General features: G+C 66.8%; 17 protein-coding genes and 2 pseudogenes. 13 read left to right on the top strand and 6 right to left on the bottom strand.

Annotated elements, in window-relative coordinates:
* Positions 1 to 705: 705 nt before the first annotated feature.
* The 3 genes from HD597_RS03435 to HD597_RS03425 all read right to left on the bottom strand — a co-directional run bounded on the left by HD597_RS03435 (position 706) and on the right by HD597_RS03425 (position 2,909).
* Positions 706 to 1,623 (bottom strand): IS481 family transposase, encoded by a 918-nt coding sequence (locus tag HD597_RS03435; protein ID WP_253740216.1) that lies wholly within the window; start codon positions 1,621 to 1,623, stop codon positions 706 to 708.
* Positions 1,624 to 1,857: 234 nt separating this feature from the next.
* Entirely contained in the window at positions 1,858 to 2,454 is a 597-nt protein-coding gene (locus HD597_RS03430; protein WP_253740215.1) for an HD domain-containing protein, read from the bottom strand.
* 101 nt (positions 2,455 to 2,555) lie between these two features.
* The gene (locus HD597_RS03425) at positions 2,556 to 2,909 is read right to left on the bottom strand and encodes a hypothetical protein (RefSeq protein WP_253740214.1); all 354 of its coding nucleotides are present in this window, start codon (positions 2,907 to 2,909) and stop codon (positions 2,556 to 2,558) included.
* 57 nt (positions 2,910 to 2,966) lie between these two features.
* Here HD597_RS03425 and HD597_RS03420 point away from each other — a divergent pair, with 57 nt between their 5' ends.
* From HD597_RS03420 to HD597_RS03410, 3 genes are all read left to right on the top strand, one after another.
* Entirely contained in the window at positions 2,967 to 3,329 is a 363-nt protein-coding gene (locus tag HD597_RS03420) for a transposase (RefSeq protein WP_253740128.1), read from the top strand.
* Positions 3,330 to 3,331: 2 nt separating this feature from the next.
* Positions 3,332 to 4,249, top strand: coding sequence for an IS3 family transposase (locus tag HD597_RS03415; protein WP_253740213.1), 918 nt, complete (start codon positions 3,332 to 3,334; stop codon positions 4,247 to 4,249).
* Between the two features lie 296 nt (positions 4,250 to 4,545).
* Complete coding sequence (locus HD597_RS03410) at positions 4,546 to 4,773, top strand: hypothetical protein (protein ID WP_253740212.1); 228 nt, start codon at positions 4,546 to 4,548, stop codon at positions 4,771 to 4,773.
* Positions 4,774 to 4,849: 76 nt separating this feature from the next.
* Here the strand turns inward: HD597_RS03410 and HD597_RS03405 are convergent, their stop codons facing one another.
* A complete protein-coding gene (locus HD597_RS03405) occupies positions 4,850 to 5,614 on the bottom strand; it encodes a hypothetical protein (RefSeq protein ID WP_253740211.1) in 765 nt (254 codons plus the stop codon).
* Between the two features lie 1,101 nt (positions 5,615 to 6,715).
* Here HD597_RS03405 and HD597_RS03400 point away from each other — a divergent pair.
* Complete coding sequence (locus tag HD597_RS03400) at positions 6,716 to 7,504, top strand: PQQ-binding-like beta-propeller repeat protein (RefSeq protein WP_253740210.1); 789 nt, start codon at positions 6,716 to 6,718, stop codon at positions 7,502 to 7,504.
* Between the two features lie 430 nt (positions 7,505 to 7,934).
* Here the strand turns inward: HD597_RS03400 and HD597_RS66605 are convergent.
* Positions 7,935 to 9,475 (bottom strand): annotated as a pseudogene (locus HD597_RS66605) (ISKra4 family transposase).
* Between the two features lie 70 nt (positions 9,476 to 9,545).
* On the bottom strand, positions 9,546 to 10,127 hold the full coding sequence (locus HD597_RS03385; RefSeq protein ID WP_253740207.1) for a hypothetical protein: 582 nt from the start codon (positions 10,125 to 10,127) through the stop codon (positions 9,546 to 9,548).
* Positions 10,128 to 10,434: 307 nt separating this feature from the next.
* Between HD597_RS03385 and HD597_RS03380 the strand changes: the two genes are divergently transcribed.
* The 9 genes and pseudogenes from HD597_RS03380 to HD597_RS03340 all read left to right on the top strand — a co-directional run.
* Positions 10,435 to 11,823 carry an IS256 family transposase gene (locus HD597_RS03380; RefSeq protein ID WP_372513343.1) on the top strand — a complete coding sequence of 463 codons (1,389 nt, stop codon included), beginning with the start codon at positions 10,435 to 10,437 and terminating at the stop codon, positions 11,821 to 11,823.
* A 416-nt stretch (positions 11,824 to 12,239) separates the two neighbouring features.
* Positions 12,240 to 13,478: an IS701 family transposase gene (locus tag HD597_RS03375; protein ID WP_253740206.1), complete on the top strand. Its 1,239-nt coding sequence runs from the start codon at positions 12,240 to 12,242 to the stop codon at positions 13,476 to 13,478.
* 156 nt (positions 13,479 to 13,634) lie between these two features.
* Positions 13,635 to 14,846 carry an IS701 family transposase gene (locus tag HD597_RS03370; protein WP_253740356.1) on the top strand — a complete coding sequence of 404 codons (1,212 nt, stop codon included), beginning with the start codon at positions 13,635 to 13,637 and terminating at the stop codon, positions 14,844 to 14,846.
* 507 nt (positions 14,847 to 15,353) lie between these two features.
* A complete protein-coding gene (locus HD597_RS03365) occupies positions 15,354 to 16,169 on the top strand; it encodes a hypothetical protein (RefSeq protein WP_253740205.1) in 816 nt (271 codons plus the stop codon).
* A 302-nt stretch (positions 16,170 to 16,471) separates the two neighbouring features.
* The gene (locus tag HD597_RS03360; protein ID WP_253740204.1) at positions 16,472 to 16,621 is read left to right on the top strand and encodes an IS110 family transposase; all 150 of its coding nucleotides are present in this window, start codon (positions 16,472 to 16,474) and stop codon (positions 16,619 to 16,621) included.
* A gap of 46 nt (positions 16,622 to 16,667) precedes the next feature.
* Positions 16,668 to 16,967, top strand: coding sequence for an IS110 family transposase (locus HD597_RS03355; protein ID WP_253740203.1), 300 nt, complete (start codon positions 16,668 to 16,670; stop codon positions 16,965 to 16,967).
* The gene (locus tag HD597_RS03350) at positions 16,968 to 17,762 is read left to right on the top strand and encodes a transposase (RefSeq protein WP_308210552.1); all 795 of its coding nucleotides are present in this window, start codon (positions 16,968 to 16,970) and stop codon (positions 17,760 to 17,762) included.
* Positions 17,763 to 18,487: 725 nt separating this feature from the next.
* A complete protein-coding gene (locus HD597_RS03345; RefSeq protein ID WP_253740201.1) occupies positions 18,488 to 19,291 on the top strand; it encodes an SAM-dependent methyltransferase in 804 nt (267 codons plus the stop codon).
* Between the two features lie 909 nt (positions 19,292 to 20,200).
* Positions 20,201 to 20,750, top strand: a pseudogene (locus HD597_RS03340) (transposase); the annotation flags it as partial.
* Between the last annotated feature and the right edge of the window lie 46 nt (positions 20,751 to 20,796).

The following is a 20,796-nucleotide window of genomic DNA, read 5'->3' as shown; positions in this document are numbered from 1 at the left end:
CGCACTTCTTCTCAAGCAGCACTGTCTGCTCCTGGTCATCGGAGTGTCGGGCACGGGCTGAGCCGAAACGGGTGCCGTGCTGAAGGTGCCCCACCAGCAAGGTTGCGTGATGAAACTATCGGGAACGTAGCAGGCGCAGTATCGTCATGCAACTGTCACGGGATCCGCAGTCACGGTGGCTTGGTCGTACCTACGAATCGCAGAACTGCTCTGCGGCGCTGGCGCTCGAGATCGTGTAGGTGAGCGCTGGAGTCTACTGATCATCCGGCATGCGCTCTTGCGGGGTGTCACCCGCTTCGGGCACTTTCAGTGCAGCCTCACGGCTACATCTTGATCGACATGGGCCGCGAACTGCCACCCGTCATCATGGCCCTCACGTACTGGGGCGACCGCTGGGCCGCGCCGGGCGATCCCCTGTCATCTTCCGGCATGAGCACTGCGGCGGGGAGCTCCACCAGCAGATCATCTGCGATGATTACGGCCGGTACGCGGCCATCGAAGCCGTGATGGCACACCCCACCGCTCCCTCACCGGCTCTGGCGTCCCACGCCCAACGCGGGCGGAAGGGCTGACCCGTCCAGGCGCTGAAGGACGACATCCGCGCCTGGATGGACCACTGGAACGCCGCTCCCACGCCCTTCGTCTGGACCAAGACCGCCGAGGAGAACCTCGAATCCCCGCCGAATAATTTTAGGGCGGATGACACTAGCTGTATTGACCCGCAGCGTTGTTGACACGGGTGATCGGTGGATGGCCGTCGAGTGCGGTGTGGCATCGGTGGTGGTTGTAGCTGTGCAGGAAGTCTTGCAGAGCGGCGGTGCGTTCGTCGTTGCTGTCGTAGGGGCGGGCGTAGGCCCATTCGTCGAGCAGGGTGCGGTTGAAGCGTTCGGCTTTGCCGTTGGTCTGTGGGCGGTAGGGGCGGGTGTGCTTGCCGGTGGCGCCGAGGTCGGCCAGGGCCTGGCGCCAGGCGGTGCCGCGGCGGTAGGCCAGCGCGTTGTCGGTGAGGACGCGTTCGATGCGGGTGATGCCCAGGGCGGTGAAGCAGGCGGCGGCGCGGCGCAGGAAGTCGGCGCAGGTGCCGGCCTTCTCGTCGGGCAGGACTTCGCTGTAGGCCAGCCGGGAGTGGTCGTTGATGGCTGTGTGGATGTAGTCGAAGCCGACGGTGCGGGCGTGGTGGCTGCGCTGGTCGCGGCCGTGGATGCGCCAGCCGCCGCCGTCGGGGATGCGGCCGAGCTTCTTGACGTCGACGTGCACCAGCTCACCGGGCCGGTCTCGTTCGTAGCGGCGGATGGGCTGGCCGGTGGGTCGGTCCAGCCATGCCAGCCGGTGCACGGTGGAGGCGGGCAGGCCGATGCGGGCCGGGCCGAGCTTGCGGCTGGTGCGCAGCCGGCATACTTCGGCCTCGACCGGGGTGGGGGTGCGGTGCGGGACGGTGTGCGGACGGCTGGAGCGATCGTGCAGCCCGGCCGCGCCCTCGGTGCGCCAGCGGCGGATCCACTTGTAGGCGGTGGGCCGGGAGACGCCCATCTCGGCGGCGACGTGCGCGACCGGACGTCCGGCGTGAACACGATCGACGAGCAACTGGCGGGCGTGGATGGTCAGCCGGGCGTTACGGTGGGACATGAAGCCTCCGTGCGGTGCAGATTCGACACCTTCACCACATCGGAGGCTTCTCTATTGATCAAGTCCCTCTGTTAACAACGTTCGTGGTCAATACAACTAGCCGGGCGGAAGCGCTCGCAGGCTGGGTGGGTGTCCTTGAGCGTTCCCGGCCAGCGCCAGCAGGCGTCGTTGACGACCTGAGATCAGTCAGTCGCTGGGATAGGACCGGGCAGGGAGCGCTTATCCACTTCGGCGTCAGGAATCGAGCGGGTTGCGGGCGATGCGCTCGGCGACCCCTCTTGCCAAGGCCCGCGCAGCGGAGCTACCTGGTTTGCGCGCGCCCTGCTCGGTGATGCAGGCCGTGAACTCCTTGGCCAGATCCAGGCGGGGGTAGCGCTCCAGCACCTCGCGGCGTAGTCCGGCCGGGATCTCATCGCTGCCGCGGCCGGAGATGTCGATGCCGGTGGCCAGCTCGAGTAGGTGCCCCTCCAGATCACGCTCGATCGGCACCTCGTCCCACATGTGCCGGACGATGATTTCCGACGCCCGGATCCGCCGCTCCGGAGGCCAGCCCGCGCCAGCGCCGAAGACCCAGGCCACGTGGCCACCCGCCTCTTCAAAGGGCACCGTGTGGCTGTCGAATTCCGACACCAGCCCGATGTCGTGCAGCAGAGCCGATACGTAGAGAAGCTCGGCGTCGAACACGATGCCGTAGCGCTGCGCGTGGGCCGCTGCCCAGAGATAACTGCGGATGGAGTGGTTGAGCAGGGAGACCCCGTGGTACGTGGTGGCTACTTCGAGAGCTCCACGGCAGGCCTGGGTGTCGGGGATCGAAAGGTCATCGAATCTCACAAGTGCCATCATGTCCCAACCCGTCGCATAAGGATATCGCAGCGAAGGGCGGAATGGAGATCCGCACTGCTCACGCAGCGCTGCGGATCTCCACCGAGATCTCAACTCAAGGGGATGGCGTTCAGGACCCGGGTGGGCATCACCTGCACATTGCTGTGCTGCGGCGCCGCAGCCCTACGCCCTCCATTGATCAGCCACACCGACGCCAAGTCGGGGGACTTGACGTAGGTGCCGTCGGCGATCTGCCGGGTCAGGTTGTCCCAGGCGCGGGTGGGGATGGTGTGGCGTGGCTTGTCCTTGTAGCCGGAGGCGATGAGTTCGTCCATGGTGTGGAACTCGACTTGGGCTGTCCCGACGATGGCGCCCTCGGAGGTGGTGCTCGCCTTGACGATCCTGGTCCCATCGCCGCCTTTCGTCGGCAGGCCGTCCCGGACACGAGGAGGCAGGATAAGCAAGGGCTTGTTCTGGCCTTCCCCTCGTAGCGTGGAGACCGAACCGGGAGAGGTTTGGTCGTGGCAGCAGTCACGCGGCGGCGCTTTGATCCGGAGTTCCGGGCGGGCGCGGTGCGTATCGTGAAGGAGACCGGCAAGCCCGTCGCGCAGGTGGCGCGGGATCTGGGGATCAGCCCGTACACGCTGCACAATTGGGTGCAGATGGATCGGCTGGACGAGCAGTACAACGGCAACGGGGGCAAGGCGCTGGAGGAGTCGGAGCAGGAGGAGCTGGCCCGGCTGCGGCGGGAGAAGGCCGCGCTGGTCAAGCAGCACGCCCAGGAGAAGGCTGCCTGGGAGAAAGAACGCGAGCAGCTGGAAGACGAGCGTGACGTGCTCAAGCGTTCGGTGGTCTTGTGGGTCAAAGAGGCGATGGGCCGATAAGCGTGGCGGCCTTCATCAGCTCCCAGAAGACCGAGCACGACGTCGACCACACCGTCTCCTGCCGGGCGCTGGGCGTCTCGCAGTCCTGGTACTACAAGTGGAAGAACCGCATCGGCCAGGAGACGCCGACCGCCCGGCAGCGCCGGCGAGCCGACCTGGATGCGGAGATCACCCGCTCGTTCGAGGCGTCCGGCGGCACCTACGGCTCGCCGCGCATCGCCCGTGACTTGCATGAGGCGGGCTGGCGGGTGTCGGAGAACACGGTCGCGGCGCGGATGGCCGAGCTCGGCCTGGTCGCCCGTGTGCGGCGCAAGCCGCGCTCGCTGACCCGCCAGGGCAAGCGGCCGGCCGCCCCGGATCTGGTGCGGCGGAAGTTCACCGCGGTCGCCGCGGACGTGCTGTGGTGCGGCGATGTGACGCAGATCGACACCGGCGAGGGCAAGCTGTATCTGGCCACGGTCGAGGACCTGTTCTCCCGCCGGCTGCTCGGCTACGCCATGTCCGGGCACCACGACGCCGCGCTGACCTGCGCCTCACTACAGATGGCGGTGGCCACCCGCGGCGGCGACGTGAACGGGGTGATCTTTCATTCGGATCGCGGGTCGGAATACACGGCTGCCCGCTACCAGGAGCTGTGCCGGCGCCTGGGCGTGGTCCAGTCGATGGGGCGGGTGGGCTGCGCGCTCGACAACGCCGCGGCCGAGGCGTTCAACAGCACGCTCAAGGTCGAGTACGTGCACCGCCACCGGTTCCGCACTCGGGCCGAGGCCCGCCTGAAGATCGCCACCTGGATCGCCGACTTCTATAACACCACCCGGCGGCACAGCGCCAACGACGGCCTGCCGCCCATCACATTCGAACGTCTGATGATCGAGAAGAGACAAGCCTCATCGGCCCTGCTGAGGACCGCTGTGGCATAGAACCGTCTCCACGCTTTCAGGGGATTGACAGTTCACATGTCCGGCGCCTGCAAGCTCGTCCATGGATATGAACGGGACATTCGCGCCGCCGGCGACGGCCCCTTGATCGGTGGCGCCGGCCTTGGCTTGACTCCTTCGGGGATCTTGTTCGCTGTCAGGTCAGCTGGTGGCTCGCCAGAAAGGCAAGCGCGGAATGCCTTGCTGGTCGAGGTAGTCCTGGAAGGCTGTCGGCAGTCGTGGGGCGCTTTCTCCAGGAGGGTGCCGGCTGAGGCGCTCGACATTGGCGAGGACGTCGGGTGAGTGTCGTGCCAGCCATTGCTGACCCGGCCCTGCGGGCAGGTGACTTCCTGGCGGTCGAAGTCGATGCGGAAGTCGTCGCGGGCGAAACCTTCACCCTGGCGGTTTTGGCGGGTGCGGTTGCCTGGGAGCGGCCCGACCACGGTGATCTGGTGTTCACGTTCGGCCTGTTCGAGGTGGACCAGGGAGGTGTAGCCACCGTCGACCAGGTGCTGCTCGGGCCGTAGGCTCCGGCGTTGCAGCCGGGTGTCATGGTGACCACGTCTGTGATCACATTGGGGTCGGCGCCGGAGCAGATCTCGGTCACGTGCGCGAGGAACCCTGCCAACGGGTGACCTGCCCCCGACGCGCATGGCGGGCCGTCAGGTTGTAGGGTGAGATGATCCGCTTGGCCGAGGGCGGCAGACCGCTATCGTCGTCATCGTCACGCCAGCGCAGCCGCCAGGTGGAGTCGCAGTAGTAGTTCTGCACCAGGATCTGTCGGAGGGCCTGCACCTGGGGACCGCCCAACAGGCCGGGATGGTTTCGGCTTAGGTGTTCGAGCAGGCGATGGGCATCTGCCCCGGTGGTGTTGATCCTTGTTTTGGGCCGGGTGGGGTTCTTGCCCAGGCGGACCTGCCGGCCGTAGCGGCGTCCCCAGTCCTCATTGACCAAGCCGTTCAGCGTGTGAGCGGCAGCGCGGGCCAGTTCCTCCAGGGCTGCGCGCATGGCCTTGGTGACCAGCTCCAGGCGGGTCAGGTCGCGCACGGTGGCCAGGACATGGGTGGAAGCGGTGCGCTGGGTGGTACGCGCGCGGACCAGTCCGGCCACCTTCTGACGGGCCAGGGTCAGATCGAGAAGCCGGTCCGCCCGCCTGTCCTGCAGCAGGCGGTCACGAAAGTCACCGAGCACGCTGTGGTGGAAGCCGGGGTCGTCCAGTTCGAGGCCGGGCGCGTACTTGAAGTCGAATCGCAGCACGCTCACCGTGGCCAGTTGGGCGGGTGAGAGTCCCGGGCGGCCGTCGCGGGGATACCACTGCGCGAAGTCCTCATCGCTCCATAACCCGTCCAGTCGGTCGCGGATCCACATGGCCGGGGTTCCACGGGGATTACTCGCTCGTGCTACCTGGGCGGTGAGCTCCGGAACCTCCAGCGCGGACCGGGGACGAACCGGTAGAGACACCTGACCACCTTGGGGGAAATGACCGACTTCGCCGACCCCAGAAGCCTCACAGATACTGATCAGTCGCCAGTCGGGACATGCCGGATGCTTTCAAGATCGCCGACAGAGTAAGCTAAGGCTTCTTTGCCTCAGCCTTTCGCACGGCGACCCAGGCCCGAGCCACCACAACACGACCGCGAACGCGATGAGAACAAAGACGAACAGAGCGCTGAGCAGATGGCTCAGGTACAGCGAAGTCTCTTGCCGGTCCAGCACGCCGCCCTGCGGATCCGCCGGATCGTGGAGGACCGTTCGAGTCGCGCCCACCCCCCACATCACCATCCCAGCTGTGGACGCCGACCCATGCTTCGATCGGGCTACCCTCACGAGTGGCGAACCTGACCTTCAGCTCGTCAGGTGACCGTTGCCCGTGATCCACGTCGACAACGGTAGCCGTCGCGGGCACGCCACGCTCCAGAAGGCCTCGCATTCCTGGTAGTCCCGCACGGCTGACACCCTCCGACGGTGATGGCCACGGTCAGGAAAAGAGAGCGATAACGCTGGAGGTGGAGGAGAAGCGCTCCCGCAAGGGCAACTAATCTCGGGCATCAGACGAACCCGATACGGCGCGGCGAGGTCACCCCAAACGCCCGCTCTTGCGCAGGGTCGCTTGTGCGGCGCCTCGGCTCTTACCCAATTTGCCCAACTCCCGAGCCTACGTGTTGAACCCCTTGCCCAGACGACGGCTTATGGCTGTGGGGTTCCACCGGGACGAAAAGGCGCGGCTGCCGATCGGCCTTCCACCTGTCCTGTTTGCGATGAGCCCGTCGCTATTCACGCGTCACTCTTGAACTCTCCCGCGCAGGCTTATCTGGCAGCAATACAGCTCCTGATGGCAGGATTCCAGCGATGTTGGCAGCAATCACGCTTTTCACCTTCTCTCTCGTCCTAATCCGGTATAAAGTGTCAGGCTTGCCACGGGCGGGCCTGGATAAGCAAAGCCATCCCATAGAATATGGAGTTCCCTTTATGCGTTTCGAGCGCCTTAAAATCGCAGCACTGCTCATGCTGGCCACCTCGGCCGCGCTGCCCCTGGCCTCTGCGCAGGCGGTCAGCGCGTCGGTCGCAGCCGCAACGGCCTCCGAGGTCCTCGCCCCCGGTGAGCGGCTGACCGCCAACGCCTACCGTCAGTCGCCCAACGGGCTCTACCGGCTGGTCCAGTACGCCGACGGCAACCTCGTGGTCGTCGACACCGCGACGAAGAAGCCCCTGTGGAACGCGCAGACCCACGGCAACCCGGGCGCCTATACGCATCTGCAGACGGATGGAAATGTGGTGGTGAAGTCCGCGGAGGGCACGGCGTTGTGGAGCACCAAGACCCACGGCAACCCCCAGGCGCGCCTCGTCGTCCAGAACGACAGCAACCTGGTCCTCTACAGCGGGACCAAGGCTCTCTGGTCGTCCCGCCGGTCCACCTCGGTTCTCGCCCCGGGTGAGCGGCTGACCGCCAACGCCTACCGTCAGTCGCCCAACGGGCTCTACCGGCTGGTCCAGTACGCCGACGGCAACCTCGTGGTCGTCGACACCGCGACGAAGAAGCCCCTGTGGAGCACGAAGACGCATGGTAACCCCAAGGCGTACACGCAGCTGCAGACGGACGGGAACATCGTGGTGAAGTCGCCTGAAGGCAAGGTGCTGTGGGCCAGCAAGACCCACGGCAACCCCCAGGCGCGCCTCGTCGTCCAGAACGACGGCAACACAGTCCTCTACTCCAGCGACGGCGAGGAGGGACTCTGGTCCACCAGGACCAGCCGCTGAAACAGTCCGTGACGGCCGGGCGGTCACGCTGGCGCATCGTGAGCGATGTACCGGCGCGACCGCGTGGGGGACAGCTCTTCGCGCCCTCATGATCGCCTGATACCCGTGTGCGACAGGGCAGACCTGACAGGATCGCCGCCGGAGACCGGAAGACGGCCGTCATACCGCTTTCGCCGGCGACCGGCACCTGACGCCGTACGACGTGCAGGCCCCAAGGCGCCAAACACGGCGTGGCTGGACCGGTGACGAGATCCATCCGCTGCGGGAGGCGTGCGCCCGCACCACCAGCCCGTGCTGGGAGCGTGGGCTCTGACTCATGGCCCGGCCTCTGAAAGAAGCGCAGGATGCACGGCGCGGCGACGAGGACACGAACTTGAGCCGAGAGCGGTGGAATAAAATGGGTGTAGCTCTTTCTCAGCGACTGAAGCGATCAAGCCGTGAGAGAGTATCCGTCCTGGTAGTCGTTCTGGTGGACCCGTTCGTGTTGCCGGGCGCGGTGGAAATGCCAGTATTCGTCGAGGTGACCGTTGGCTATCAGGGCGCGGAGTTGCAGGACGGCTTCGGCTCCGGCCAGGCCCCAGCGTGCCCCGGCGAGGTCGAATCTGTCGGCGATCAGATGGCGGCAGGCGCCTTCGATCACGCCGGTCGCGATCGGCCATCCCGCCTCCAGTGCCTGGTCGTAGCGCAGATGCTTGAGGTTGTTGGTGAGGTAGCGGATGCACGCGTCGATGCCGTCGCGGCGGTGGGCGGCCGTGGTGGCCGCCTGGCCGGACAACGCGGTGATCACGTGGCCGGTGCGCCCGGCCAGCAGAGCCAGAGCATGACCGGCGACCCAGTCCTCGGCGGCCGGTGCCGCGGGAGGATGCAGGCTCCAGGCGGCAGCCCATAATCTCTCCAGCACGTGTACGAAATCGATGACGATGTGGACGCCGATGCCGCGGCGGGCGGCCTCCGCCGTGATCAGATCGAGCTGGTGGCGGGCTCCGTCGACCAGCACGACCCAGGGACGGACGTGGCCGGGAGCACGGGCTTCGGCGTGGTCGAAGACCTTGGCGATCACCGTGGCAGGGCCGGTGACGACCGAGCCGCACAGCCACTTGCGCGTCGCGGACGGTCTGGCGCGCGGCAGGCGTTGCCCGGCCGGCCACCGGGGACAGCGATCACATCGTGCGGCCGGCGGGGCGCGGGCTCGGCGTCGTAGACCACTGCGAGGGTGGCCATCCGTTTGCGGGCCGGTTTCTCTCCCGCCGCCAGCCGGGTCCGGAAGGTGGCGCGGGCGCGGGCGGCGGCCTTGGCGGTCGCGGGCCGCAGCGCCTCGGGACGCATGGCGATGCCCTTGCCGTCCACGCCGATCGCCAGCACCGTGCGGGCGGTGCACGGCAACGGCGTCCGCGCGGCGTAGAAGGCGTCGACATCGACCGCGGCCTGCACGATCGCCTGCTCAATCTGCCGTTTGCCGATCACGTTGCCGCAGCGTGCGGTCACCGCAGCGTGGGCCGCGTCGAAGGAACCGCGCACCGTCTCGACGACCGCCAGCTTGGCCAGCCCGGCCGAGTGCCGCACCGCCGGCAGTGACAAGGCGGCGTCGGCCGGATAGACGTTGCGCGCCCCAGGGGCGCGCCAGGCGCACCGGGTGACCGTCACCGTTCCGACGAGGGTGGCGAGCAGGCGGTGATGCCCTGTCTCCAGCCGCGTCCGCGACACGCCGTCGGACCCGATCACCCTGGCGGTCGTTGCGTTGTGGCGGGCGTGGTGCGCCTGCTGCCGCTCGCGCAGCGCCCGTAGATCAAGGTGTGCTTGGAGGAGCTGGCGTTGCAGCTCACGGCCCTGCTCGACGATCGTCTCTTCCAGCCGGTCATGGGTCAGCATGCCGCAGGCCGTGTCGGTGAGCTGTCCGATGAGCCAGTTGAAGGTGTTCTTCGCCTCCGCAAAGACGTCAGCGGCCAGGCCGGTGTCGTACGGTGCCTGCATAGGGCTCTTCTCTCGCCGGGGACATGTGGTTGGCACCTTTGAACCTGACGGCGGAAGGGCCCTGCCGCAATCACCCGCCCGGTGACGAAGCAGATGACGGCGCGATGCCGTCCCGTGACCCTCCGTCGCCTTGCTCGGACACCTCACGCGCCACCGGCTCGGTCACCATGAACAACCCCGGACCTTCTTCCCGCGCCCAGCCGCGTTCCACCAGCCGCTTCAGCTTTGAGCGCAGCCCTTCCCGCTTGGCGGCCTCATCCGGCAATCCCATCGCCGCCGCGATCTGCCCGGCCCGCATCGCCCGGCCGGCATCGGTCATGATCTCCACCGCGTCCCGGTACGCGCGCGGCAGCATCGCCGCCTTCATGCCCGGCCGCCACGGCGGCACCGTCACCACGCCGAGCACCGGCGGCCCTGCCGGAACCGCGCCGGCCGCGTTGACGTCCAGGCCTGCAATCCCGGCCGTCACAGGGTCACCGACCGGCTCGACCGCCCCGCCCAGGATCTCCTCCACCGTCTCCCGTGTGATCACCAGCCGTGACAACCGGTCGTGCTCATCCTGCAGCCGCGACTCCAACGCGGCGATCTGCTCGCGGATCTCCACGATCCGCTGCCGGGCCACAGCCTCACGCCGTGCCAGCTCCTCCAGCAACGAGCCCACCGTCACCACCGCCTCACCGTCTGCACTCACAGTAGAAGGCGGTTCCCGGACCAAACAGTCACGCCCACAAAAGCCCAGCTCAAGCACTCACTGAGAAAGAGCTACACCCGAATAAAATGCAGGAACTGCCGCCCTGGCGGGGGTATCACTCCAGGTGTGTGAATGGTCACCAAACGTAGACGGAAGTCTGTAAAGATCATTCATCATCTCGGGGGAGAACACGATCATGTCCACGACACGGGGAAGAACCGCGCTGGCCGCGGTGGGACAAGACCAGCACGATGACGCATCGGCGCTGCTGGGGGCGGCTGCTCATCATGGCGAGGAAAAATCCCCCCACCGTGACGGCGAGGTGCCGTTGCGGGAGCTGCTCAGCGATCAGGTGCTGGACCTGCTGCTGGAGCGGTCACGCGACGGTGCGGGCGGGCTGCGGCTGACCGGACAGGGCTCGATGCTCGGCGAGCTGGTCAAGGCGGTGCTGGAACGCGCGCTGGAGGCTGAGCTGTCATCCCATCTGGGTTATGGCAAGCACGAGGTGGCCGGCCACGGGAGCGGCAACTCCCGCAACGGCAGGATCGGCAAGACGGTGCAGACCGGGGTCGGGCCGGTCCGGCTGGCCGTGCCGCGAGACCGGGCCGGCACCTTCGAGCCGGTGCTGGTGCCCAAGCGGGCCGGCCGCGTCTCCGGCGGCCTGGACGACATGATCATCAGCCTGTACGCGCACGGCATGAGCGTGCGCGACATCCAGCACCACCTGCGCCAGATCTACGACACCGAACTGAGTCACGAGGCCATCTCCAACATCACCGACGCCGTGCTGGAAGAGGTCCGCGCCTGGCAAGCCCGGCCGTTGGAGGCCGTCTACCCGGTGGTGTTCCTGGACGCCATCGTGGTCAAGGTCCGCGACAACCACAGCGTCCAGGCCAAACCCGCCTACCTTGCCGTCGGCATCGACGCCGACGGCGACAAGCATGTGCTGGGCATCTGGCTGGCCAAGACCCCGCTCGATGCCGCCACCGCCGGCGAATCGGCCCGGTTCTGGACCTCGGTGATGAACGACCTGCGCAACCGCGGCGTGCGCGACATCCTCATCGCCTGCACCGACGGCCTGAACGGCTTCGAAGACGCCATCCACGCCGCCTTCCCGCACACCACCGTGCAAGCCTGCGTCGTTCACTTGATCCGCAACGCGCTGCGGCCGGTCGCCCGCCGCGACCGCGCCGCGCTGGCCGCCGAGCTCAAGAAGATCTACACCTCGCCCAGCGCGGAAGCCGCCTTCGACGCTCTGGCAGGCTTCTCCGCTTCCACCTGGGGTGAGCGCTATCCGCAGGCGGCGCGCGTGTTCGAGGCCGCCTGGGACCGCTTCATCCCGTTCTTCGCCTTCTCTCCGGCGGTCCGCAAGCTGCTCTACACCACCAACAGCATCGAGTCGCTGAACTACCAGCTGCGCAAGGTCACCAAGGCCCGCGGGCACTTCCCCGGCGACGACGCCGTGGTCAAGCTGCTGTGGCTGGCCATCATCAACATCGAGGACAAACGCGCCCGCGAACGCGCCGTGACCAAGGAGAAAACCGGCAAGATCAAAAACTCGCCCAGCACCGCCCGCCTGATCGAGGGACAGCGCACCATCGGCTGGCGCGAAGCACTCATCGAACTCGACATCGCCTATCCAGGCCGCATCAGGTAAAGGTCAGCCTCAAGCACTCAGGAACGATCTTTACACACCTGAAGTGACAACCTCGCCCTGGCCGATTGAGCTGGCCAACATCACCGACTAATTTAGACGAGCTGGTTGCCGGGGCAGGGCCGGCGGAGTCGGACCCGGTCCGCCCGCGCTCCGGTCGGGCCGGGAGCACGGCCGGGCCGGGAGCACGGCCGGGCGGGGTGGGCCCGACTGGGGCTCTCCGCCGCGCCGATCAGAAAACGGCCAAGCGATTGACCGGACTGCCGGTTGCGCCTCGGAAAATCAGAGGTGCGATCATCAGGAGGAACTCGAAGCGGCCCAGGGAACGGCAGGTCTGGGTAAGAGATTCCAGGTCGCCATTGTCCAGGATGTTCCTAGTAGTACTTTGTTAGTTCGAGTCTCTGTGAGACGGTCGACACGTGACTCCGGCGGAGCTGGCTGATGTCCGTGGCCGTCTTGAGGACTTCGCAGGTGAGGTCTTCACCTCCTTCACGCGTCGGGAGCAGCGGTCCAACGGCGGGTTGTACCTGCGGGGGCTGATCCTGGACGGCCGGCGTAAGTCGATGGTGCCGATGGCGGAGCGGCTGGGGGTGGATCACCAGCGGCTGCAGCAGTTCATCACCTCCTCGACCTGGGATCACGTGGCGGTGCGGCGATGTCTGGCGCAGCGTGCGGTCAGCGTGGTGGCGCCGCAGGCGTGGGTGCTGGATGACACCGGGCATCTGAAGGATGGCGACGGCTCGCCTGGAGTGGCCCGGCAGTACACCGGGACCGCGGGGAAGGTGACCAATTGCCAGATCGCCATCAGCGTTCACGCGGTCACCGATGCCTGTTCGGCCGCGTTGAACTGGCGGCTGTTCCTGCCGCAACGCTGGGACGACGCGCTGGCCGAGGACCAGAGTGAAGCCGCGGCGATCGCCGAGCGGCGACGGCGCTGCCGCATCCCCGACGATCAGCGCCACCGTCCCAAGTGGCAGCAGGCCCTGGAGATGCTCGACGAGCTGGCCACCTGGGGACTGCTACCACCGCTGGTGGTGGCCGACTCCGGCTACGGCGATGTGACCGCGCTGCGGCTGGGCTTGACCGGGCGCGGCCTGTTGTATGTGGTCGCGGTCAAGGGCGGCACCAGCGCGTATGCCGCCGATGTCGTCCCCGAGACGGTGCCCTGGTCCGGCAACGGACGCCATCCAGTGGCCAAGTACCGCAGCGCCCCGGCCAGCCTGCGCGAGCTGGCCCTGGCCGCCGAACGCGGCAGCCTGCGCCGGGTGAGCTGGCGGCAGGGCACCAAGAAGAGCAAGGACAACCCAGCCGCCACGCTGCGGTCCCGCTTCCTGGTCCTGCGGGTGCGGCCCGCCAACAGCGGCATCCCCCGCACCAGTGATGGGCATCTGCCCGACTATTGGCTTCTGGCCGAATGGCCTCCCGGCGAGCCCGAGCCCACCGGCTACTGGCTGTCCACCCTGCCGGCCGGCATCCGGCTGCGGGACCTGGTCCGCCTGGCCAAGATCCGCTGGCGCATCGAGCACGACTACCGCGAGCTCAAGACCGGCCTGGGCCTGACCCGCGGTTGGCAGCGGCATGTCACCTTGGTCTCGGCGGCTCACCTGTTCCTCACTGAACTGCGGTTGACCAGCCCAAAAGTGGTCGGCGCGGGCTGACCTTCTACAAGATCTTGGCCGCTCTCCAGGTGTTGTTAGCCGCCTGGAGTGGACGCTGCCCCACCTGCCATCAGCGCCCACCCTAACGAACTAAAAAAGTACTACTAGTACTACAGTCATGTTTTGTGATCTATAGTCGGATCCGTGTCGGATGTGGTGACGTCTGAGGATCTCCAGTCGTGGGCGGCGGGGCTGGATGAGCTGTTCGCTCGGGTGGCCAGCCGTTTCGGGCGGGTGGAGCCGCGTCGGCAGGCGCGGGCGTATCTGGTCGGGCTGCTGGCGCCGGTGGAGCGGAAGAACGGCTGGCAATTGGCCGAGGCTGCGGGTGATGCGCAGCCGCATCGGATGCAGCGGCTGCTGAACAACGTGCGGTGGAACCCTCGGGAAGTCCGTGCTGACCTGCGTGATTACGTGGTCGAGCAGTTGGGAGATCCGGGCGGGGTACTGGTCGTGGACGAGACCGGGTTCATTAAGAAGGGCACCCGCTCAGCCGGGGTGCAGCGACAGTACTCGGGAACGGCTGGCCGGGTGGAGAACTGCCAGCTCGGGGTGTTTCTCGTGTACGCAACCCCGCGCGGGCGCGCGCTGCTCGATGCCGAGTTGTACCTGCCGAAGTCCTGGACCGATGATCGGGCCCGGTGCGCGCAGGCCGGCATCCCCGACAGTGTGTCGTTCGCCACCAAGCCGGCGCTAGCGGCGGCGATGCTGGGTCGGGCACTGGACAGTGGCGTGCCCGCCTCGTGGGTGAGCGCGGACGAGGCGTACGGCCAGGACCACAAGTTCCGGCTGTTCCTGGAAAAACGCGAGGTCGGCTACGTCGTCGCCGTGCCCAGGAGCCAGTCGCTCGGCACCGGTATCGGCTACGGCAACACCGGCTCACGAGCCGACGCGGTGACCGCCGACGCCCCCGAGCAGGCATGGAAACGCCTGTCGGCGGGCGATGGGGCCAAGGGGCCGCGCCTGTATGACTGGGCGATGGCGACCCTGCCGCCCCACACCGACGACCACCTGGGCGGACCCGGCGGCTTCCAGCGCTGGCTCCTGGTCCGCCGCAGTCTCACCCCGAACGATCAAGGCGAGCTGGAGATGGCCTACTACCTGTGCTTCGGACCCGCGGGTACCTCGCTGGACCAGCTCGTTCGCATCGCCGGTTCCCGATGGGCCATCGAGGAGTGCTTCCAGTCCGCCAAGAACGAAGTCGGCCTGGACCAGTACCAGGTCCGCCGCTACGACGGCTGGCACCGCCACATCACCCTGGCCATGCTCGCCCACGCCTACCTGGCCGTCACCGCCGCCCACGCCCCAAAAGCACGTGCGGCCTGGTCCCCCTCACCCCAGCCGAGATCCGCCGTCTCCTGGCACATCTGACCAGCGCCGTCACCCACCCCATCAGCGACATCCTGCAACGCGCCATGGGCTGGTCACATCTCCGACGCGCCCACCAAGCCCGCGCCCGCAGCAGCCACTACTGGAAACGCTGGCTACGCCACAACAAGATCCAACTTTAGATCACAAAACATGACTGTAGTACTAGGCGGCTGTGGGGCGTCAACTTCGGCCCTGTGTGCTTCGGCGAGCATCCGGTAGGCATCCTCGCGAACGAGTTCATCGATCAGCGCGGGGGTTGGGGCGGGAGTGCGGCTGTGGCGTGGTCGCCGCCAGCGAGGTCAGGGACCATGGTGAGCACGGGTGTGCCTTTCCGGCCGACGTTAGCGCGTCGGTCATGCTTGGTGGAATCACGCAATCACCGAGAAGGACCACCCCTTCCCAGTGATCCACAGATCTCAAGCCTTGCTCCCTAGAGCGCATGCTGCTGAACCTCTGCGAGCGCTCGCACGTCTGAAGGTCATGCGCTCACTTGCCTTCCTCGCCGTTATGGTGCTGACCGCCTGTGGCAGCGGAGTAACGGCCGACAAGCCGGTCACGTACGCGGCCAACGCCGTCTCCGTCCTGGAGAATCCTGACCACGGGCCGCAACTGTGCGCCGCGATGGCCGAGTCGTTGCCACCCCAGTGCGGTGGGCCGGACATCGTCGGCTGGGACTGGTCCAAAGTTCAGCACGAGAGCGTCGAGGGTACGAAGTGGGGTCACTATCGGGTGGTCGGTACCTGGGACGGCTCCCGGCTGACTCTGACCGAATCGCCAGGTGCAGTCCAGGGCACACCGAAGGAGCGCAGGTTCGACAGCCCGTGCCCCGTCCCGGAGGGCGGCTGGCGGCCAGTTGACCCCGCCAAAACCACCCAGGAAGCGCTCGAGGCGACTCAGCGGCGACTGGAGAATGAGGCAGCCGTGGGCGGGGTGTGGCTGGACCAGAGCTATCTGGACTCGATCCCCGGCTATGACGGCAGCAAGCCGGAGTGGGCGGAGAAGTACGCAAACGACCCGGCCAAGCTGGTGCTGAACGTGAAATTCACAGGCGACATGACCGGCAGGGAGGCGTGGATCCGGGAGAGTTGGGGCGGCGCGCTCTGCGTCAGCCGGGCCCAGCGCAGCCAGGAAGCGCTGCGGCAGATCCAGGAGTCCATCGGCGATGATCTTAGCCAGCCTTTCACCTCTACCTCCGTCGACATCATGAAGGAGCAGGTGGTTGCGGGCGTCTGGGTGGCCGATGAGGAGCTCCAGCAACGGCTGGAGGACAAGTACGGCGAGGGCGTCGTGCTCCTGCAGGCGGCACTGAAGCCGGTGCAATAGAGAAGCCAGGGCCACAGACCTCCAGCCAGTGACCGCCCTGACACGCTGCCAGAGAGTCGACTCGTTGCCGGCGCCCCAGCCCAGCGCGAAAGTGTGCATGCCTGCAGGCACTGGTAACCGACTCTGGTGAGCCGTGGTCGTCCTCCCTGATCAAGACGTGTCGAAGCCCACTCCGCGAACCCACCTAATCAGCGAAGTAGCCGTGCTCAATTTCCGGCGACAGCTGCATGCTGGCACACCACTCAGAAGATCTCGGGAAGCGATCTCCACAACCCTCTCTCAGCCCCAGGCCGACCTCACGCGTGAACACCCCGGTGGTCGACGCCGGTGGCGCGCGGGTGTCCTCCCGTCGCCTTGCCAACGACGAAGCCACACCGGTGGCGACGATCGGGGACGTCCTGGGCCTGGCCGAGGACGTGACCTGGGCGATCGACCTGCACAGCAGCGAGTAGTGCTGCTGTTGACGTCGCTGATCGATCATGGCCAAAGGTCGCCCACGTGCCGGGCATCGTGGTCAATCGGGCGACCGAAGGCTACCGAGGGACAGGCAAGATCGATGCCAAGGACGCTTTGAGCATTGCCGATCAGACCCGGATGCGCCGCGATCTGACCGTCCTGGACGGTGACGACGAAGTGGTCGTCCAACTGCGGAGGCTGGTGGCTCGACGCAAGGATTCGGCCGCTGACCGCACCCGGGCGGTCAACCGGCTGCATGATCAGCTGCTGACCATCTTCCCCGCTCTGCAGCGCGTTCTGGACTTGACCACCAAGGGCCACCGCCTGGCTCAAAGCCCATAAGTGCCCGTGTGCAAACTGAACGCTGAGAACGCCCTTGCAGCCATCTTTTGGAAGAAATGGTGCCGTAGCGCGAATCTTTTGCGAGATAGAGCGACCTTTCGGGAGCGCAACGGTGGTTATCCAAGCCCATCTCCAGCCGGAAGGTCTGCCGCCGTTGTACGCCACCGCCCCCCGCTGCTGTCTCCCGCAACGCAGAAAACGCCTGTTCATGCGTGGCCTGCCGGTACGGCCGCGGAGCCGACCACCCACACCGGGCGCCCCGGGTGCACCACCGACCTGAGCGACGCGGAGCGGCAGGTCATCGAGCCGTTGATGCCCTGGCCGACCTGGCTACACGGCAAGGGCGGACGCGCCGAGAAGTACTGCCGCGGCCTGATCGTGGACGCCATCCGGTACGTGGCCGACAACGGCTGCAAGTGGCGTAATCTGCCCGCCGACTTCCTGGCACCCTGGCGCACCGTCCATGCGATCTTCACCCGCTGGTGGACCGACGGCAATCTCTACGCTCTCCACAATGACCTGCGCGAACAGGTCCGGATAGCCGACGGCCGCGAGCCGGAGCCCAGTGCGGGGATCATCGACTCGCAGTCGCTGCGTGCCGCCGAGACCGTAGCCGCCGGCTCGCGCGGATACGACCTGCCTAAGAAGGTGCAGGGCACCAAACAGCACATCATCGTGGACGCCCTGGGCCTGCTGCTGGTCGTCATCGTCACCGCCGCCAGCGTCCAGGACCGCGAGCGCACGCTGTCGTGGATGTTCCGGCGCAGGCGCTGCGTACGGGAATACAAGCGGTGATCCGGCATCACGAGGCCATGGTCCTGTGGGCGATGATCATCCCCATGGGACGACGGCTGGCACGAGCCGCGTCCCTCCAATCCACATGACGGCCAGTCTGTACACGGCACGTAACCGACGCGGACACCGTCCCAAGGCTGTCCGACAGCGCGTTCCAGACGCGGATGGTAACGACGAACATCGGTTCGTCGCCATACACCCGGCACATTCGAGTTCGTCCAGGCTGGCGAAAAGCATCTTCGCGCCGCCGATGATCGTTGCCTGCGCCATCGGACCCGCGTTCTTGATCGGCGTTCCTTCTGCGATCTTCGTGGGCAGGGCATCGCAGGTGCGGGAGGGAGCCAAGCCTCTGATCTCAACTCCGTACAGGATCGAGCGCATCCCACCCGTCGCAGACCGTGGGTGGTGCCAGGACGTGCCTGACCTCGTTCGAGCTCGGTCACGGCGCGCTGCCGGGCACCTCGCTACCCTGAACGACATCCAGCGTCAGATGCAAGGCGGCTGTGCCCGGCGGTACGGCTCGGCCTGAACGTTGGCATGGCAGGCGGGGGACGCGTCACGCTCGTCCACCCGACGGCGGCAAGCCACAGCAACCGCCGGGTAGGCCGAATACGGCATTAACAGGGATGTGTTCTGCCATAAGTGATGATGACGCCGCATGTAGCGTTCTGTGCACATACGATCTTCCCGCGCGCAACTACTGCGCCCTCTCCCACAGAAAGCCAATGATGATCCACGACCGCTCCGACGTCGCCACGAAGATCAAACCTGAGGTCCCGCACGCCGCCCGGATCTGGAACTACTGGATGGGCGGAAAGGACAACTTCGCGGCCGACCGGAACGCCGGGGATGCCGTGGCGAAGGTGTACCCGGAGATCGTCCAGATGGCCGTGCAGTCGCGCAGGTTCCTCATCCAGGCGGTCCGCTACCTCGCCGCCGAGGCCGGAGTATCCCAGTTCCTCGACATCGGCACGGGGCTGCCGACGATGCAGAACACCCATGAGGTCGCTCAATCGATCGACCCGACCGCGCGCATCGTCTACGTCGACAACGACCCGCTGGTGCTCGTGCACGCCCGCGCGCTGCTCAGGAACACCTCACCCGAGGGCGTGACCGCCTATGTCGACGGCGACTACCACGAGCCCGAACTGATCATCGCGGAGGCTCGCAAGGTCCTCGACTTCAGCAAGCCGATCGCCGTGATGTTCATGGGGGTGCTCGGCTATGTGGAAGACCTGGAGGTGATGCGCTCGATCATCGAGCGTTGCATGCACGCCGTGCCGTCAGACAGCTACATGGTGTTGTGGGACGGTACGGCGACGGGTGAGGCGGTCGCCGAGGGTAGTGACAAACTGGCCGAGAGCGGAGCGGTCCCGTACTATCTGCGCTCACTGGAGGAGCTGGCGGGCTTCTTCGACGGGCTGCATCTGGTGGAGCCGGGGCTGGCGCCCATTACGCAGTGGCGGCCGGAGGATGAGACGAAAGCCCCGTCCATCGACGCGTACGGCGGCGTGGCCCGCAAGCCATGAGCCCCGTCTCCCGACGGTGAGCATGTCGCGGCGTGCCCCTGGGCGACCTGACGCGAACGGTACGCCGGACGGCCGCCATGTGATGCCGCCGCCCGTGCGAACACTGACGTTACGAGCTCGGCGACGACCGCTCGATCGATGACGAAACAGCGGGCAGCCTCGCCTGCGGGACGCGTGAGCTGCCTCCGGGCGCGTGGGTTAAGGAGCCGACCGGGTTGTCCCGGCCGTAGTTCTTCCGCCGCCGAACCTAGTCACGCGCCGCCAGACCAGGCGTCTGACCAGTACGTCGCGGCCGGCAGGCCTGATGCCCGTCACTTCCACGTGGCCCGGCTGACGATCCCCGCCAGGACCGGGATGTTCCAGCCGTCGACGATGAGGATCTGGGACTTGGCCAGATACCATTCGCGCTGTTTGAAAGTCCTGGTGCGCTTGCTGCTGCGGGGAGTGAAACGGCACGCCGACGCACCGGTTCCAGGCGCGAAGGGGTGATCCGTCCGGACCTCTCCAGATTCGTACCCCCTTGAGCGCCTTGGGGCCGATCAGGGCGAAGTTGGTGCAGGCCACCTTGGTCGGATTGCAGCCCTTCAACGCTATCTGGAGCCAGCCGTGATCGATCCGATCCGCTTGCCACCCGGCGGGAAGGGTCAGGCTCATCCCGCGGAAGGTGATCGTTTCCCCCGCGGCGGCCGACGTCGGCGCGAGCGGGAAGGCAGCGGTCGCCGAAACGTTCAGGAGCGTCGCCGCGGCAGCCGTCGCCGCCACTCGCCTGAGCGATGCCGTGATCATGTAACCCTCGCCGCGCGATTCTCTGTCGGTCGCTGGGCTTGTGCGGTTGGCTCGGAGAAGCGGACCGGTGGCAACACCGACACCGCGCTCCGAGCCGACCGCACAAGCGCAAGACCTTCGCATGTGACGCGAGCGCAACTGACAGACCAGGAATGGGAGTTCGTCAGGCCCTACCTGCCGATCGGTGAGTACGGGCCTTACCCGAGCGTCTGCGCCAGCAGTTCGAAGGCGTGGTCTGGCGGTTTCGGGCCGGTGCTCAATGGCGGGAGATGCCGGCCGAGTTCGGCGCCTGGCCGGCGGTCTCCGATCGCTTCCGTCAGTGGCGTGGCCCCGGCGTGTTCGAGGCTCTGCTGGAGGGCTTGATCGCTGAGGCCGCCAAGCGAGGAGGGGTGGATCTGTCGCTGGCCGGCGTCGATTCCACCATGGTGCGTGCGCGCCACGACGCGGCCGGGATGCACCTGAGCCACGACGTCCTCGCCGCCTTGGACAAGGCCGCTGCCGGGGAAGACAAGGCCCAGTCAAAGAGGGTGACCTCGAAGAACAGAACCGGCCAGGGGCCGAAGCGGGCACGGAAGAGGACAAACGGCGATGCCTTCGGCGCCGCTGGAGACTGCGGCTGAAGTCCGCCCTGCTCGGTCGTTCCCGGGGCGGGCAGACGAGCAAGATCCATCTAGTGTTCGCCCCGAATCCAACGGCAATTCGACTACCCCGGGCCCAGA

Origin of the sequence: Nonomuraea thailandensis (assembly GCF_024172165.1) — a bacterium.
Lineage (GTDB): Bacteria > Actinomycetota > Actinomycetes > Streptosporangiales > Streptosporangiaceae > Nonomuraea > Nonomuraea thailandensis.
This window is presented reverse-complemented; position numbering and strand designations above follow the sequence as displayed.

Excerpts from the sequence above, each read along its gene's own strand:
- HD597_RS03435 (WP_253740216.1), bottom strand. The coding sequence starts at position 1,623 with ATGTCCCACCGTAACGCCCGGCTGACCATCCACGCCCGCCAGTTGCTC.
- HD597_RS03405 (WP_253740211.1), bottom strand. The coding sequence starts at position 5,614 with ATGTGGATCCGCGACCGACTGGACGGGTTATGGAGCGATGAGGACTTC.
- HD597_RS03400 (WP_253740210.1), top strand. The coding sequence starts at position 6,716 with ATGCGTTTCGAGCGCCTTAAAATCGCAGCACTGCTCATGCTGGCCACC.
- HD597_RS03365 (WP_253740205.1), top strand. The coding sequence starts at position 15,354 with ATGGTGCTGACCGCCTGTGGCAGCGGAGTAACGGCCGACAAGCCGGTC.
- HD597_RS03345 (WP_253740201.1), top strand. The coding sequence starts at position 18,488 with ATGATGATCCACGACCGCTCCGACGTCGCCACGAAGATCAAACCTGAG.